The sequence below is a fragment of the Pseudomonas sp. PAGU 2196 genome (assembly GCF_022179005.1).
Lineage (GTDB): Bacteria > Pseudomonadota > Gammaproteobacteria > Pseudomonadales > Pseudomonadaceae > Aquipseudomonas > Aquipseudomonas kermanshahensis.
Genome location: NZ_BNTL01000022.1, coordinates 1 through 15,507, shown reverse-complemented (window position 1 = coordinate 15,507; position 15,507 = coordinate 1). Strand labels below are relative to the sequence as shown.

General features: G+C 62.3%; 13 protein-coding genes and 1 pseudogene. 4 read left to right on the top strand and 10 right to left on the bottom strand.

The window, feature by feature from the left end; all coding sequences use genetic code 11:
* Positions 1 to 23 precede the first annotated feature (23 nt).
* From MFF34_RS18850 to MFF34_RS18835, 4 genes are read left to right on the top strand one after another with little or no spacing between them, the layout of a single operon-like run.
* Positions 24 to 551 carry a TRAP transporter small permease gene (locus tag MFF34_RS18850; RefSeq protein ID WP_238215806.1) on the top strand — a complete coding sequence of 176 codons (528 nt, stop codon included), beginning with the start codon at positions 24 to 26 and terminating at the stop codon, positions 549 to 551.
* The gene (locus MFF34_RS18845; protein WP_238215805.1) at positions 552 to 1,832 is read left to right on the top strand and encodes a TRAP transporter large permease; all 1,281 of its coding nucleotides are present in this window, start codon (positions 552 to 554) and stop codon (positions 1,830 to 1,832) included.
* Positions 1,833 to 1,885: 53 nt separating this feature from the next.
* A complete protein-coding gene (locus MFF34_RS18840) occupies positions 1,886 to 2,809 on the top strand; it encodes an EamA family transporter (RefSeq protein WP_238215803.1) in 924 nt (307 codons plus the stop codon).
* 25 nt (positions 2,810 to 2,834) lie between these two features.
* Positions 2,835 to 3,704 (top strand): aldose 1-epimerase, encoded by an 870-nt coding sequence (locus MFF34_RS18835; RefSeq protein ID WP_238215801.1) that lies wholly within the window; start codon positions 2,835 to 2,837, stop codon positions 3,702 to 3,704.
* A 147-nt stretch (positions 3,705 to 3,851) separates the two neighbouring features.
* On the opposite strand, the gene MFF34_RS18830 is transcribed toward MFF34_RS18835, so the two are convergent.
* The 10 genes and pseudogenes from MFF34_RS18830 to MFF34_RS18785 form a co-directional block, all read right to left on the bottom strand.
* On the bottom strand, positions 3,852 to 5,147 hold the full coding sequence (locus MFF34_RS18830; protein ID WP_238215799.1) for an MFS transporter: 1,296 nt from the start codon (positions 5,145 to 5,147) through the stop codon (positions 3,852 to 3,854).
* A gap of 171 nt (positions 5,148 to 5,318) precedes the next feature.
* Entirely contained in the window at positions 5,319 to 6,215 is an 897-nt protein-coding gene (locus tag MFF34_RS18825; RefSeq protein WP_238215797.1) for a LysR family transcriptional regulator, read from the bottom strand.
* Positions 6,216 to 6,301: 86 nt separating this feature from the next.
* A complete protein-coding gene (locus MFF34_RS18820) occupies positions 6,302 to 8,332 on the bottom strand; it encodes a pyridoxamine 5'-phosphate oxidase family protein (RefSeq protein WP_238215795.1) in 2,031 nt (676 codons plus the stop codon).
* Positions 8,333 to 8,361: 29 nt separating this feature from the next.
* Complete coding sequence (locus MFF34_RS18815) at positions 8,362 to 8,991, bottom strand: glutathione S-transferase family protein (RefSeq protein ID WP_099430232.1); 630 nt, start codon at positions 8,989 to 8,991, stop codon at positions 8,362 to 8,364.
* A gap of 173 nt (positions 8,992 to 9,164) precedes the next feature.
* Complete coding sequence (locus MFF34_RS18810; protein ID WP_238215794.1) at positions 9,165 to 9,716, bottom strand: UPF0149 family protein; 552 nt, start codon at positions 9,714 to 9,716, stop codon at positions 9,165 to 9,167.
* A gap of 90 nt (positions 9,717 to 9,806) precedes the next feature.
* The gene (locus MFF34_RS18805; protein ID WP_238215792.1) at positions 9,807 to 10,796 is read right to left on the bottom strand and encodes an asparaginase; all 990 of its coding nucleotides are present in this window, start codon (positions 10,794 to 10,796) and stop codon (positions 9,807 to 9,809) included.
* Positions 10,793 to 11,944 (bottom strand): hypothetical protein, encoded by a 1,152-nt coding sequence (locus tag MFF34_RS18800; protein ID WP_238215790.1) that lies wholly within the window; start codon positions 11,942 to 11,944, stop codon positions 10,793 to 10,795. The genes MFF34_RS18805 and MFF34_RS18800 overlap by 4 nt, the downstream gene beginning before the upstream one ends.
* An 11-nt stretch (positions 11,945 to 11,955) precedes the next feature.
* Entirely contained in the window at positions 11,956 to 12,852 is an 897-nt protein-coding gene (locus MFF34_RS18795; RefSeq protein WP_238215788.1) for a nitrilase family protein, read from the bottom strand.
* A 173-nt stretch (positions 12,853 to 13,025) separates the two neighbouring features.
* Positions 13,026 to 13,358 (bottom strand): annotated as a pseudogene (locus tag MFF34_RS18790) (FAD-dependent oxidoreductase); the annotation flags it as partial.
* Between the two features lie 197 nt (positions 13,359 to 13,555).
* Positions 13,556 to 15,199, bottom strand: a complete 1,644-nt coding sequence (locus tag MFF34_RS18785) for an acetolactate synthase large subunit (RefSeq protein ID WP_099455110.1) — start codon at positions 15,197 to 15,199, stop codon at positions 13,556 to 13,558.
* Between the last annotated feature and the right edge of the window lie 308 nt (positions 15,200 to 15,507).

Below are 15,507 nucleotides of genomic sequence, written 5' to 3'. Positions count from 1 at the left end.
GCGCTGTCGCTTTGGTGATGCCTATGAAATCGCTTTTCCTGAGCGTGAACGACACGCTGTACCGCGGCTGCATCTGGATTTCGGGCCTGTCGATCCTGGCCATGACGCTGATCATTCCGTGGGGCATCTTCGCCCGCTACGTGCTGGGCACCGGTTCCAGCTGGCCTGAGCCGGTCGCGATCCTGCTGATGGTGGTGTTCACTTTCGTCGGCGCCGCCGCCAGCTACCGGGCCGGCGCGCACATGGCGGTGGCGATGATCACCGACCGCCTGCCCACCCTGCAGCGCCAGTTGGTTTCACTGCTGGTGCAACTGCTGATGATCGTGGTGTGCGTGTTCATGACCTATTACGGCACCAAGCTATGCATCACCACCTGGAACCAGTCGCTGGCCTCGCTGCCAGGCATACGCGTGGGCATGACTTACGCGCCGATCCCGGTGGGGGGCGTGCTGACGCTGATTTTTGTCGTGGAAAAACTCCTGCTGGGCGACCAAAGCAACCGCAAGGTGGTGCGTTTCGACCTGGCTGAAGAAAGCGAAGGAGCTGCGTAAATGGATGCGTTCATTCTGTTGGGCAGTTTCATCGCGCTGATCCTGATCGGCATGCCGGTGGCTTACGCCCTAGGCCTATCTGCGCTGATCGGCGCCTGGTGGATCGATATCCCGCTGCAGGCGATGATGATCCAAGTGGCCAGTGGGGTTAACAAGTTTTCGTTGCTGGCGATTCCGTTTTTCGTACTGGCTGGCGCGATCATGGCCGAGGGCGGCATGTCCCGGCGGCTGGTGGCGTTCGCCGGGGTACTGGTGGGCTTCGTGCGGGGCGGGTTGTCGCTGGTCAACATCATGGCCTCGACCTTCTTTGGCGCGATTTCCGGCTCGTCGGTGGCCGACACCGCGTCGGTGGGCTCGGTGCTGATCCCAGAGATGGAGCGCAAAGGCTACCCGCGTGAATTCTCCACCGCCGTGACCGTCAGTGGTTCGGTGCAGGCGCTGCTGACCCCGCCCAGCCACAACTCGGTGCTGTACTCGCTGGCCGCGGGGGGCACGGTGTCGATCGCCTCGCTGTTCATGGCCGGGGTGATGCCTGGTCTGTTGCTGAGCGCGGTGATGATGGGCCTGTGCCTGATCTTTGCGAAAAAGCGCAACTACCCCAAAGGCGAAGTGATCCCGCTGCGCCAAGCGCTGAAAATCGCTGGCGAAGCGCTGTGGGGGCTGATGGCGATGGTCATCATCCTCGGCGGTATCCTGTCGGGCGTATTCACCGCGACCGAGTCGGCCGCCGTGGCCGTGGTCTGGTCGTTCTTCGTGACCATGTTCATCTACCGCGACTACAAGTGGCGTGACCTGCCCAAGCTGATGCACCGCACGGTACGCACCATCTCGATCGTGATGATCCTGATCGGTTTTGCCGCAAGCTTCGGCTACGTGATGACGCTGATGCAGATCCCCTCGAAGATCACCACGGCGTTCCTGACCCTGTCGGATAACCGCTACGTGATCCTCATGTGCATCAACTTCATGCTGTTGCTGCTGGGCACGGTGATGGACATGGCGCCGTTGATCCTGATCCTGACCCCGATCCTGCTGCCGGTGATCACGGGCATCGGCGTAGACCCGGTGCAATTCGGCATGATCATGTTGGTGAACCTGGGTATCGGCCTGATCACACCGCCGGTGGGCGCGGTGCTGTTCGTCGGTTCGGCCGTCGGCAAGGTGAGCATCGAGTCGACGGTGAAGGCGCTGTTGCCCTTCTACCTGGCGTTGTTCCTGGTATTGATGGCCGTGACCTACATCCCTGCCATCTCGCTCTGGCTGCCCAGCGTGGTGCTGTAAAGCCAAATGGGGCCGCTTGCGGCCCCATCCTCTTTTGCAAATGGATCCTGCACATGGCTGTTCCCTCCTCTGCCACTCCCCTCTTTCCTCGCAAGCTGGCGCTGGCGCTACTGGCGCTGCTGGCCTGCTCGTTCGCCGCCAACCACGTTGCCGCACGCATCGCCTTCGATGACGGCACCGGCGTGCTGCTGGCGATTCTCTGCCGCTCCGGCATCACCTTTCTGGTCTTGGCCTGCCTGCTGCTGTGGCAACGCCAGGCAGTGGGCCTGCCGACCGGCACACGGCGCTGGCAATTACTGCTTGGCCTGCTGATCGCCACGCAGAGCCTGTGCCTGTATTCGGCGGTGGCGCGCATCCCGGTGGCACTGGCGCTGCTGGTGGGCAATACCTTCCCGATGTTGCTGGCGCTGCTCACGTGGGCGTTGGGCGGCGCGCGCCCGACTGGCCGCACCGTACTGTTCATGGGCCTGATCCTCTGCGGGCTGGTGCTGGCGCTGGATGTACCGGCACGGCTGGCCGACAGCGCCGACGCCAACCCGCACTGGGCCCAGGGCGTCAGCCTGGCCTTCTGCGCCGCGTGCGCCTTCGCCTGCGCGCTGTGGATCACCGATCACAAACTGGCCGCCGTGCGCGGCCCGGTACGCAGCCTGCTGACCTTGCTGATCGTCTTCTCCAGCATGCTGGTGGCAGGCGCAAGCGGCGTGATGCCTTCCGGGCTGTCGCTGCCTGCCAGCAGCAGCGGCTGGGCGGCATTGGCCAGCCTGGTGGTGCTGTATGGCGTGGCCTTCACCCTGCTGTTTGTCTGTGTGCCCCGGCTGAACATGGCGCAGAACGCGCCAGTGATGAACATCGAACCGATCGCCACCTTGCTGCTGGGCTGGGCGTTGCTGGATCAGCGCCTGAGTACCTTGCAACTGATCGGCGGTGCCGTGGTGGTGTGCGGCATCGTGCTGCTGACCTATCGCCGAGCGAGCTGAGCAAACATTCTGAAAGGAGCCGCTGATGGCTGTTACCGAACTGCACCTGCAAGACCACCTGACCCGCCTGAGCATGGCGCCGGACCTGGGCGCCAGCCTGATCAACTGGGAAGTGAAAGCGACCGGGCAGGCGCTGCTGCGCCACTCGGACCAAGACGCGCTGGCCAGCGGCACGCCGCGGCAACTGGCGTGCTACCCACTGGCGCCTTGGTCCAACCGGATTGCCCAAGGGGGGTTCGAGCGCCCCGAGGGTTGGCTGGCGTTGGCGCCTAACACCGCACACGACCCCTACCCGATTCATGGCACCGCCTGGCAGCAGGCCTGGCAGGTGGACCACCACAGTGAACGCCGTGCCCGGCTAACGCTCGACAGCCAGTTGCCCTTTGCCTACCGGGCGACGCTGGATGTGCACCTGCTCGACGGGTGCCTGAACCTCGACTTGCATGTGACCCACCTGGATGAAACGGCCACCTGGTATGGGCTGGGGCTGCATCCTTATTTCCCGCGCTATCCGGACACCCAGCTAAGCGCTATGGCGCAGCATGTGTGGCTGGCAGAAGAGGGGCGGCTGCCGTCGTACCCGGCTGAGCTGCCTGATGACTGGTGCTTCGACACCCCGGGCGGGTTGCCGACCAGGGTGGTCGATCATGCGTTCGGTGGTTGGCCTGGCAGCTGCGTGATCGCACAGCCCAGCGCAGGCTATGCCCTGGAGTGCACGGCCAGTGGGTGTGAGCATTTTCTGTTGTTCTGCCCACCGGGCAAGGCGTTCTTCTGCTTCGAGCCGGTCAGCCACCCGATCAACGCGCATCACCTGCCAGGGCGGCCAGGGTTGCGGTTGTTGCAGCAGGGTGAGGCGATGAGCTTGGGGTTCAAGATGCAGTATCGGGCACTGTAAGGGGGTTGCCTCTATAGGGGTCGCTTTGCGACCCATTGCCGGCAAGCCAGCTCCCACAGGTGCGGCGCTAGCCTTGGAGGCTACACAGTTCGGGTGGGAGCTGGCTTTCCGGCGATGGGCTGCAGAGCAGCCCCGCGATCTCAAGCTTTAAACCAGCACTTCGCCGGTGGCCACGCCCTGACGCGCGACCGGCTCACCCCGTACCTCACGCGCAACCTTCCACACCAGCACCGCCGCAATGATATCGAACGCTGCCAGCACCACGAACAGCGGGCTGTAGCCGATCTGCGTCACCAGGATGCCGAACACCAGGGTAAACACCGCCGCGCCCAGGTAGCCGCACATCCCGCCCATACCTGTCGCGGTGGCCACCTGGTCCTTGCTGAACGAGTCCGACGTGATCGAATACAGCGCCCCCGACAGCGTCTGGTGCGCAAAGCCACCAATGCACAGCAGCAAAATCGCGGTATACGGGCTTTCAACCAAGCCAATGCACGCTGGGCCGATCATGCAGCTGGCACCGAACACCAGCACCATCTTGCGCGAGGTGAACAGCGAAACCTTCAAGTGACGGTGGAACAGCGGGCTCAGGTAACCACCGAGCACACAGCCGATGTCGGCCGCGAGAAACGGCAGCCAGGCGAACATCGCCACTTCCTTGATGTTCATGTGCCGCTCGGTCATCAGGTACAACGGGATCCAGGCGTTAAAGGTCTGCCAGGCCGGCTCCGAGAGGATCCGCGCGGAGGCAATGGCGTAGAAGTTTCGGGTCTTGAAGATACGTTTCCAGGCGCCCTTCTCGCGCTTCTCTTCCTTGAAGTGCGCTTCCTGGCCAGACAGGATGTAGTCACGCTCTTCGCTGCTCAAGCGCTTCTGATCGCGAGGGTGTTTGTAGAACAGCATCCACAAAACCGTCCAGACGATGCCGGACACCCCGACCATCACAAAGGCCAGTTGCCAGCCGCTGTGCAGGATCGCCCACACCACCAGAGGCGGCGCCAGCAAGGCACCCAGCGAGGAGCCGATGTTGAACCAGCCGATCGCCACCGACCGCTCTTTGGCCGGGAACCACTCAGTGGTGGCCTTGACCCCGGCAGGCAAGCCGGCTGCTTCGGTCATGCCCAGCAGGCCGCGCATGAAGGCCATGCTTTGCCAGCCCGTGGCCAAAGCTGCGCCAGCACACGCCACCGACCAGGCCATGGCGAACACGGCAAAACCGAGCTTGGTCCCGATGAAGTCGATAAACCAGCCGGCGATCGGCTGCATAAGGGCGTAGCACACCTGCCAGGCGGCGACGATCTTGGCGTATTGCTCGGTCGTGATGGAGAGGTCGGTCATCAAGGTGGGGGCAGCCACCGAGAGGGTATTGCGGGCGAGGTAGTTGACGACGAGCCCAGCCGTGACGAGGCTGACCATCCACCAACGGATGCCTTTCATCTTCATGGTTCACCTGAATCTTATTTTTAGAGGTGCGGGTGAGTGCCTCAACGCTGGCAGCGCTAATTGAGACAATTTGTTTCAGGCGCAAGATTGCCATGTCGTAGGTCGTCGTACAACATAAATTGTTAACGGATGTGTATCTTCAGGGGTGCTATTGCTGGGGGTTGTACGACCTCAATCCAGCCCTTGGGCTCGAAGCGCATGGGCTAGCATGTCGATGAAGGTCCTGACTTTGGCGGACCCGTACTTGCTCTCCCGATGCAGCACATGAATCGGCCAGGGGGCTTCTTCATACTCGGCCAGAATGACCTGCAACTGCCCGTTCGCTATCTCGCCTGCCACTTGGTATGACAGCAACCGTGCGATCCCCAGCCCGCCACTGGCTGCGGCAATCGCCCCATCATTGCTGGTCACCGTCAGTCGCGGTTTCATGCGGACCAGGGTCGGCTCATCCGTCACGCCGAAGCGCCAACCGGCCCGGGGCGACAAGTTGGTGGTGCCGATCACCGCATGGCCTGGCAAGTCCGATGGGTGTTGCGGCACGCCGTGGCGCGCCAGGTAGTCCGGCGAGGCGCAGAGCATGCGCCGCACCCTGCCCACCCGCAGCGCCTTCAGGCCGGAGTCTGGCAGCGGGCCGATGCGCACAGCCACGTCCATGCCCTCCTCGACCATGTTCACCACCCGGTCGAGGAAGTACGCAGACACGTCGACCTCGGGGTATTGCTGCAGGTAACGAACGATGCACGGCATGACGAACTTCTTGCCGAACAGGATCGGCGCGGTAACGGCCAAGTCACCCTTGGGCGTGGCGTTGATGCCGGCTGCGGCTTCATTGGCCTCGTGGATGCTGGCGAGAATATGCCGGGTGTCCTCCAAGTAGCGGCCACCCGCTTCGGTCAGGCGTACGCTGCGGGTGGTGCGCAGCAGCAGTTTGACCCCCAACTGGTCTTCCAGGGCACTGACAGCACGGGTTACCGCGGCGGGCGAGATGTCCAACCGGCGGGCGGCAGCGGCGAAGCTTTCCAGCTCGCCGACTGCTACGAACACCTTCATCAGGTGAATCTGATCCATGCCGGCTCCTGGGATGTCGGGGGGTGTGGATTATCGATTATCTGCGGTTTTTTCGCTGCCCTGTGCGCAGGCCACAACAGTCAGCACTACAGTTCCAGCACCAAGGCCTGCGCGCCCTCCTCCACTTTAGCCGGCACGGCACAGCAGATCAGCGCCGTACCGCTTTCCGGCATCTCGGCAGGCGGGTTCGGGTAATGCACCTGCCCACTCACCACCTTGGTCTTGCAGGTGCCGCATGAACCACCCCGACAGCTGAAATCCGGCGACAACCCACGCGCCTCGGCAAGCTCCAGCAAAGTGCCGCTACCCGGTGCCCAGCGTGCCTCCTTGGCCGAGCTGGCGAAGTACACCGGCACCGCTTCGCTGGCAGCCGGGGGCTGCTGCAGTACCGGCTGGTCGTCGTCGGTGTGCCGCCTGAGCGTCGATGGGCCAAAGGCTTCGGCATGGATGCGTGCGTCGGGTACATGCACGGCACGCAGCCCTTCGTACAGGTCCTGGGTAAAACTCGCTGGGCCACACACATAGAAATCGTAGTCATCCAGCGCCAGCTGGGCTTTCACCTGCTCAATGCCCAGCCGGCCAGCATGCTCGTAGTCGCGCCCCCTGACCGCCTCGGCCTCAGGCTGGCTCAGGCAACGGTGCACACGCAACCATTCGCCCGCTTGCTGGCGCAGCGCCGCCAGTTCTTGCTGGAAGGGCAAGTCAGCCAGGCTTCGCGCACCGTGAAAAAGGTGAATAGGCCGCGCCTGACGCCTGGCCAATTGTGCTCGCAGCATGGCGATCAATGGCGTGATACCCACGCCCGCGCCAATCAGTACAATCGGCCGTGCGCTTTGCTCATCCAGGGTAAAACTGCCCATGGGCAGGCGCACATCGAGCAGGTCCCCCACCGCAATGCGCTCATGCAGATAGCGCGATGCCGGACCCTGGGCCTTGACGCTGATGCGCAGGTAACCGTCCGACGGGGCGCTGGAAACGCTGTAGGTACGAATCAGCGGGGCATCGCTGCCCAGCGCGATACGCACAGGAATATGCTGCCCTGGCGCAAACTGCACGGGTGCATCTGCCGCCAGGTAGAACGAGCGAATATCACGGCTCTCCTGCTCCAGGCGCACCACCCGCCACGCCTGCCATTGACGCTGACGCTCACGCTGTTGCAGGCGTTCGCCGGCCTCGGCCCAGGTGCCGGTCATCAGGCTGGTCGGCGCGTATTCTTTAAAGGCCCAGCGCAGCGACACAGCTGCCGGGCGCCATACCACGTGCTCGACGTCCAGCGTCCACAGCCGCTCGGCGCCCTCGAACGCGTTGATGGCAGGGCTCTCCAGTACCACTTCGGCATGCCCGCAAAGCTGCAGTACATTGCCGGTGGCGAAGTCGATGAACAGCAACCCTGCCACCGGGTTCACTAACAGGTTGCCCAGCGTATTGAAGTGCAAATTACCGGCGTAGTCGGGAATGGTCAGGCGGTTGCCCTCGACCTTTACGAACCCAGGCCGACCGCCGCGGTGGGACACATCGACCGAACGCGGGCCATCGTCTTGCTCGACGTAGCTTGCGACAAAAAAGGTATCGGCCGCTTCGATCATGGCAACCGCGCGGGCATCCAGTGCAGTGGCATCGACGCGCCCTTTTGCCGGCTCATCGCTACGCGTGTACTCGCGCAGCTGGATGTACTGAGGGCAGTTGCCGAACGACTGCTCCACCGTCACTTCCAGTTGCCCGTTACGTGCCTGGCCGATCAGGCCGTTGATTCGGTTGCGCCGGCGCGTATGCAACTCGATGCCCAGCAGCCCGATTGCCTGCCCGCTCGCCAGCCCTGGTGTGGCGGGGTCATCCGCTTTCAGGTCCACGTTGATCAGCAACTGGCGTGGGTCGGGCGAGCTGACGAAGCCTTGCGGGCCTTCCAGGAAGGTCGCCCACGGCCTGCCGTGGGCATCCACACTGCCCGCCACCATGAACGGCAACTGCTGATAGAACGCGCGATGCTGGTCTGGCATGAAGTCGCGAATGACCTTCTGCCCGAACACCTCCATGCGCTCCGACACACCGACCTTTTCCTGCAGGATCTTCTCACCGCTGTGCCAAGGTGACGCGCGATGGCCTGGAAGCTGGTGCATGGTGGCATTCCTCGAAGGGGGGGTTGGGCTCAATCGCCGGCTTGCAGGCCCGTGGCGGTGCGCGGCATCGGCACGAAACCTGGCAGCGCCTCGATCCGTGCCAGCCAGCTGCGCACGTTGGCGTACGGCTCCAGCGAGACATTGCCCTCTGGTGCGTGGGCGATGTAGGAGTAGTTGGCAACGTCGGCGATGGTGGGCTCACTGCCTGTCAGGAAGGGGGCCTTGGCCAGTTCGGCGTCGATCACCTTGAGCAGGGTGTGGGCACGGCCGATGACTTCATCGGTGTTGAACGCGGCGCCGAACACGGTCACCAGGCGAGCGGCAGCCGGGCCAAAGGCCAATGGGCCTGCGGCGACCGACAGCCAGCGCTGCACGCGCGCTGCGGCTTCGGGCTCCTCGGGCAACCAGGTGCCGTTGTCGTATTTCTTGGCCAGGTACACCAGGATGGCGTTGGAGTCGGCGATGACGGTGCCGTTGTCGTCGATGACCGGCACCTGCCCGAACGGGTTGAGGGCAAGGAACGCGGGCTGCTTGTGCTCACCTTTGGCCAGGTCGACGAAAACCAGCTCGGTGGGCAGCTTCAGCAACGAGAGCATCAGCTCGATACGGTGCGCGTGGCCAGACTTGGGGAAGTTGTAGAGTTTGATCGCGGTCGACATGGGCTTGGCTCCTGATCAGCGCCGGAATGGGCTGGTGGAGGCCATGTTGGACCGATTCGGCTGGCAGCAGAATCAGTGCTGGGGGGAAACCATAATTTCGCGTGCCGGAATAATGCTTGTAGAAGCGGCGCTAGGCCGCTTTTACAGTGGAGTGATTAGGCTGCATCTTCGGCTCAGTGCCGCTGATTATGGAACTTGAACAACTGGCGTGCTGCCTCGATCACCTGAGGCACACAGGCTTGAATGTCCTCTTCACGCATTTGATCGAGCAACTCGAAGTTGTCCTCCAGCCCATGCAGGGAAATGGCCTTGAGCAGTTGATCCTGCTCAGGCGGCAACGCGTCCCAGCTGGCGACCTGGGTACCGCGCATATAGCCGAAGCACCACTCTTCCATGATGATCACAGCGCCATCGTCGGTTTCATTTTCCTCGAACAGTGGTTCGAACTGATCGATGTTGTCACCCAGTTCGCCCGCCACTTGGCTGGCGTAACGCAACATCAACGCCGTGTACGCCTCTTCATGCGCGGGCTTCTTGAATTTCGGCACTTTGCCACCCGCCACGGCTGGCAACCATTGTTCGGGGTGGACGGTGATTGGGGAACTGGCCAGGGCGGTAAAAAAACCATTGAGCTCGGCCAGGTTGAGTACCGAATAATCGTTGCCGTAGGTGATCAGCAGGTCTTCGAGGCGGTCGAGTTCTTTTTCGCTGAGCGCGGGGAGCATGGGGGTTGTCCTGAAAAGCAAAAGTGCACGCACCCTAGCACAGCACGCACCAGAAGGCTGCCCGCAGCGACGAGGCTGCGGGCAGTTTCGCTAGCGTGGCAACCACGTGGGCAGCAGGGCCTGCCTGCCTGACCCGATCAGCAGCCAGAGCAGGACTCGGCACTTGCGCGGGCAAAGTTGCCCAGCCATGTGCAGCCCTTTTTTCTGCAGGTCGATCTCGCCGCCGACAAACCCATAGGTCGCCAGCGCCGTAGGCCCCCTGCCTGTGCGGGTAGCCATGATCACTGGCAAGCCGGGCGTGAGCTGGCCCAGCATCTCGGACCAGGCGCCCGAGACGTGCCCGGCACCAAACCCCGCAATCACCAGCCCCTCGTAACCCAGCGCCGGCAAGGCCTGCAACAAGGCAGTGTCCGCATCCAGGCAGGCCTCCAACAGGGCAACGCGATGATCGAGACGATGCGGCAGTGGCAGTACCTCCCGTGGTGAAGGCTGGAGGTGATAGCGCGCAACATCTTCGACCACTTCGCCCACGGGGCCACTGCCTGGTGACTCAAAAGCGGACATCGCCAGGCTGGCGACCTTGCGAACCTTCGCGGCGCTGTGGATCTGGTCATTGATCACAACCAGCACGCCACGCCCCTGACTGGCCTGGGCTAACGCCACTTGCGCGGCCGCCAGTAGATTGGCCGGCCCGTCACAGCCCGGTTGGCTGGCCGAACGCATGGCACCGGTCAGCACCAAGGGAGCATCGAATGGCCAGAGCAGGTCGAAGAAGTAAGCCGTCTCCTCCAGCGTATCGGTCCCTTGAGTGAGCATCACGGCCCGCGCGCCGCGCGCTATCTGACCACGCGCCCACGCCAGCACTTCAAGCAGCGTCACAAACCCAAGCGAGGCGCTGGGCAGCATGCCCAGCGTCGCCACTTCGAGGTGCGCCATTTGCCTGAGCGCTGGCAGCAAGGACAGTTGCTTCTCACAATCGAGCGTTGGCGTTACACCACCGTCAACCGTATCGACCTGCATGCTGACGGTGCCGCCCAGGCTGGCGATCGACAGCCGGGGCAACTGTGGAGACTCAGTCATGCCGCCCCCCCTATCAGCCCCACCAGCGGCACGATCGCCAATGTACTGAAGGCCATGGACAAGACATTGCCGATGTAGCCATGCATATAGCTTGGCAACCGGCCACTGATGGCCACCGCCAATGGCGGCGCTACCAGCGCACCCAGCACCGCGCTGGCTACCACAACCTGCCAGTCACCACCGTGAATCAGCACGGCAGCCGGAACGATCGATACAATGGGAATGTAAGTGGGGTACCAGCCGCGGGCCTGCCATTGACGACGCCACACCAGCACCCCCACCAATGACGCCAGCGCCTGGCCTGCCACCATCTGCACGACCAGTTGCGAACCGTAGGCCGGTGCAGCAGGGGCAATCACGTAGGCCAATAGCAGGCCTAGCAACAACCCGAGGCTGGCCAGCTCATTGCCGAAAAATGGCGCTTCGCTGAAGTCAGCCAACACACGTCGAAAGGTCCAGACCACACCGTAATCAGGTTGACGGGTGACGGGCTGCAACCCCGCGGGCCTTTTGCCTTGGTGCACCCATGACGGGAAAAGCTTGCACAGCAGGAAAGCCACTACGCTCGCCACGGCCATGCCGCCAACGTTGCCGATGACCACCGGCAACTGCAAAGGAATGCACAGGTAATTGACCAGGAGCAGGCTGGTAGGCGTTACCAGCAGCGCACCGAGTAGCGCCCCGGTAATCGTCACCTGCCAGCCTCCGCCAAACAGCAATACCATGGCAGCCGGCAGCGACACGAAAGCGACGAAGGTCGGTTGCCACCCTCCCCCAGCCAGCGTCCACCCCCACAAGACGTGGCTGAGCAACAGGCCGAGCAGCGAACTGGTGAACACCCACGGCCACAGCCCAGAGCCATAACAAATGGCAAAGCCTTGCCAGCGGTAGCCACGAAGACCGGCCCAATGCGCCAGACAGGCCCCCAGCAGCAGGCCCAAAGCCGGCAACTCGTGCTTGTAGAAAGCGACTTCGCTGATGTCGCCGACTATCCAGCGCAAACGGCTCAGGGGTTGATCTAGTGTGGCGGTGAGCTGTGCGTAGTCCGGCCATTGGCCGAAAACCAAGCTAACTATCAGCAATACGGTCAGGCAGGCCAATATCACCAGCGGTGGCCTTTGCCTGTTCGGAATGCTTATCTCATTCATGTTCTGCCTCCTCAGCGCGGCATCGGGGCATGCAGGCGATAACCGAGGGTGTGGTCATAAAGATCGGTACGCCGATCTCGCGGCAGATCATTGAGGCTGTTCCAGATCGGCGCAGACCGAGCCGCACTGAGGTCCACATCGGCATAGAGGATGCTTTCCTCTTCCGCGCTTGCCACTTCTCCGATCGGCCAGCCGTTGGTGCCGGCAATCAGCGAACAGCCCAGAAAACGACCGCCACGCTCGCTGCCAATTCGGTTGGCAGCGGCGATATAGACGTTGTTGACGTGCGCTGCGGTCATGGTCAGGTAAGAAGCCATGCAGCGCCCGGCCTCATCGAACAGCGGCGGCGGCGTCCACACCCAGTTGTTGAGGCTGCAGAGGATGTCGGCGCCTTGTGCAGCCATCAGGCGGGGGACTTCGGGGAACCAGATATCCCAACAGATGAGCAGGCCGATACGCCCAATGGGGGTTTCGAACACCGGGAAGCCGAGGTTACCGGGCGTGAACCACAGCTTCTCCTGGTTCCATAAGTGCGCTTTGCGGTAGTGCCCAAGCATTCCCTCGGGGCCGAAAAGTACGGCGCTGTCATACAGCTTCATCCCATCCCGTTCGGCGAACCCCGCCGCCAGATAGATGTGATGATCCCGCGCAAAGTCCGCCCAGGCTTGGACACTGCGCCCGTCGCGCAGGGTCTGCGCATGGGCATAGGCTTCTGCCCGCGAGTGGAACGTATAACCGGAGTTGGCAAGCTCTGGCAGCACAATCAGGTTGGCACCTTCGCGCACGGCGCGCCGGGCCAATGCCAGGCCCCTGCTCACATTGCTATCACCGTGCTCGACCCCCACTTGAGGGTCATACTGGATGACTGCGATGCGCACGGGGCTGACAGGGGTGCAGTGTTCAGACATGGCGGCTTCCTTTTATATTTGTTGTGGAAGGGCGCCAGTAAAGCGGGGTTGAGCCTGGGAGCGACAGTCAGGACGCTCCCACAAGATCGTAGGGAAAAGGAAGAATTATTGAGGGAAGGGTCCTACATATTGATTGCCGACGCCCTGATTACCGCACTTGATAATGCGGGTAATGGGGTGGTGGGGTGCTTGTGATCCCCAAGCGTGTTCACCACAGTCAAATGACGCCCGCCCACACGCTTCGATTGCTCGATCAGGGTGATATGGGTAAAACCGCAACGCAACAACTCCCGTGCGGCGGTCAAACCCGTTAGACCAGCACCGATAATGCATATTCGGTGATGCGGCTGAGTAGCACGGGCTATACCTCCCGCTTGCTCGAGCAACCGGCGGTAATCAAAACAGAGATCGGGTGGATTGGGGTAACGTGCAGCCCATGGCTGGGCTGGGGATGACGGCTCAACGGCCAAGTATGCGGGGTGGTTGTGAGTCGATCCGATCGTCATGTTCTCGTGTTCGCCAAGGGTTGGGGAACGCGAGAATGGAGAATCGTAGAGTGACAGGCGCGGTGTTTATCTAATACCACTTGGTATCTGGCGCAAAGCATTCGCGGGGGCGTGCCTACTCCCAAGGTAAGCACAGCCCTCAGGAACTGTGCAGTACTTGTGGGAGCGGGCTTGCCCCGCGAATAGGCCGTTAAGCCTTATACCGCCAGCGCGCGCTCACGCAGCTCGCTGTTGAGGATGCGGTCGTTCTCGCTGTAATCGACCGGGCAGTCGATCACGTGTACGCCAGGGGTCTTGATGCAATGCTCGAGCAGCGGCAGCAAGCCTTCGGCGCTTTCCACGCGGTGGCCATTGGCACCGTAGGCTTCGGCGTATTTGACGAAGTCCGGGTTGCCGTAGTCCAGGCCGAAATCGGTGAAGCCCATGTTGGCCTGCTTCCAGCGGATCATGCCGTAGCCGTCATCACGCAAGATCACCACGGTGACGTGCATGCCCAGACGGACTGCGGTTTCCAGCTCTTGGCTGTTCATCATGAAGCCGCCGTCGCCACATACCGAGATTACCGGGCGGTCCGGGTACACCAGGTGCGCTGCCATCGCCGACGGCAGGCCGGCGCCCATGGTCGCCAGGGCGTTGTCGAGCAGCACGGTGTTCGGCTTGTGGGCCTTGTAGTTACGGGCGAACCAGATCTTGTAGATGCCGTTGTCGAGGGCAACGATGCCTTCAGACGGCAGCACACGACGGATGTCGGCGACCAGGCGCTGCGGGTAGACCGGGAAGCGGTCGTCGTCGGCACCTTCGGCGATTTGCGCTTCGTTGGCTTCACGGATGGCCATGAGGCGGGTGAAGTCCCAGTGCGAGGTGTCGCCCAGGCCTTCAGCGATCTGCCAGACCGCGTTGGCGATGTCGCCGATCACTTCAACCTGTGGGAAGTACACGGCATCGACTTCGGCGGAGCGGAAGCTGATGTGGATGACTTCGGTGCCGCCACGGACCATGAAGAACGGCGGCTTTTCGATCACATCGTGGCCAATGTTGATGATCAGGTCGGCCGCTTCGATTGCGCGGTGGACGAAGTCACCGGACGACAGCGCGGCGTTGCCCAGGAAGCGCGGGCTACGCTCGTCGACCACACCCTTGCCCAACTGGGTGGTGACAAACGGAATGCCGGTCTTGTCGATCAGCTGCTTGAGGACCTTGGCGGTCATCTTGCGGTTGGCGCCGGCACCGATCACCAGGATCGGGCTGCGAGCGGTGCGCAGTTTTTCGATGGCGGCTTCGATGGCCACGTGCTCGGCCAGCGGGCGGCGGTGCAGGCTACGCGGGATCGGCATGGCATCGGTCTGCTCGGCAGCGATGTCTTCCGGCAGTTCCAGGTGCACGGCGCCTGGTTTTTCTTCTTCAGCCAGGCGGAACGCTTCACGCATGCGCGAAGGAATGTTGTCGGCCGAGGCGAACTGATGGGTGTACTTGGTGATGGGGGCCATCATGCCGCACACATCGATGATCTGGAAGCGGCCCTGTTTGGACTTCTTGATCGGCTTTTGGCCGGTGATCATCATCATCGGCATACCGCCGAGGTAGGCGTATGCACTGGCGGTGACCAGGTTGGTCGCGCCAGGGCCGAGGGTCGACAGGCTGACGCCGGTCTTGCCGGTCAGGCGGCCATAGGTGGCGGCCATGAAGCCCGCAGATTGTTCGTGGCGGGTCAGGACCAGCTTGATCTTCGACTTGCGCAGGGATTCCAGCAGGTCGAGGTTTTCCTCACCAGGGATGCCGAACACATACTCGACACCTTCGTTTTCCAGGCATTGCACAACGACATCGGCGGCCTTAGCCATCTTGCTCTCTACCTCAAGTGATAGGACGGTGAAAGTCCATAAATGCGCAGCACGGCACGCTGGCATCGCTCTATTCGGGCGCGAGGGTGCCCCGAACCTAAGTCTTGACGCAGGTTAGGCAGGGCAAAGTCACGTGCGCGAACAGGATTAATTGTCGCACCCTTGAGCGCGTTTGGAGAGGTACAAGACGGACAAAACATCTTTGCCTGGAGACAGCGGATCTGCGGCTACAAACGGCAGAAAGACAAAACCCCTACCTGCTCGCGCAGATAGGGGTTTTGCGAAAAGAATCTTGACGATGACCTACT

Bases quoted from the DNA above. Each gene is read 5' to 3' on its own strand.
- MFF34_RS18850 (WP_238215806.1), top strand. From the start codon at position 24: ATGAAATCGCTTTTCCTGAGCGTGAACGACACGCTGTACCGCGGCTGC.
- MFF34_RS18845 (WP_238215805.1), top strand. From the start codon at position 552: ATGGATGCGTTCATTCTGTTGGGCAGTTTCATCGCGCTGATCCTGATC.
- MFF34_RS18840 (WP_238215803.1), top strand. From the start codon at position 1,886: ATGGCTGTTCCCTCCTCTGCCACTCCCCTCTTTCCTCGCAAGCTGGCG.
- MFF34_RS18835 (WP_238215801.1), top strand. From the start codon at position 2,835: ATGGCTGTTACCGAACTGCACCTGCAAGACCACCTGACCCGCCTGAGC.
- MFF34_RS18830 (WP_238215799.1), bottom strand. From the start codon at position 5,147: ATGAAGATGAAAGGCATCCGTTGGTGGATGGTCAGCCTCGTCACGGCT.
- MFF34_RS18825 (WP_238215797.1), bottom strand. From the start codon at position 6,215: ATGGATCAGATTCACCTGATGAAGGTGTTCGTAGCAGTCGGCGAGCTG.
- MFF34_RS18820 (WP_238215795.1), bottom strand. From the start codon at position 8,332: ATGCACCAGCTTCCAGGCCATCGCGCGTCACCTTGGCACAGCGGTGAG.
- MFF34_RS18815 (WP_099430232.1), bottom strand. From the start codon at position 8,991: ATGTCGACCGCGATCAAACTCTACAACTTCCCCAAGTCTGGCCACGCG.
- MFF34_RS18810 (WP_238215794.1), bottom strand. From the start codon at position 9,716: ATGCTCCCCGCGCTCAGCGAAAAAGAACTCGACCGCCTCGAAGACCTG.
- MFF34_RS18805 (WP_238215792.1), bottom strand. From the start codon at position 10,796: ATGACTGAGTCTCCACAGTTGCCCCGGCTGTCGATCGCCAGCCTGGGC.
- MFF34_RS18800 (WP_238215790.1), bottom strand. From the start codon at position 11,944: ATGAATGAGATAAGCATTCCGAACAGGCAAAGGCCACCGCTGGTGATA.
- MFF34_RS18795 (WP_238215788.1), bottom strand. From the start codon at position 12,852: ATGTCTGAACACTGCACCCCTGTCAGCCCCGTGCGCATCGCAGTCATC.
- MFF34_RS18785 (WP_099455110.1), bottom strand. From the start codon at position 15,199: ATGGCTAAGGCCGCCGATGTCGTTGTGCAATGCCTGGAAAACGAAGGT.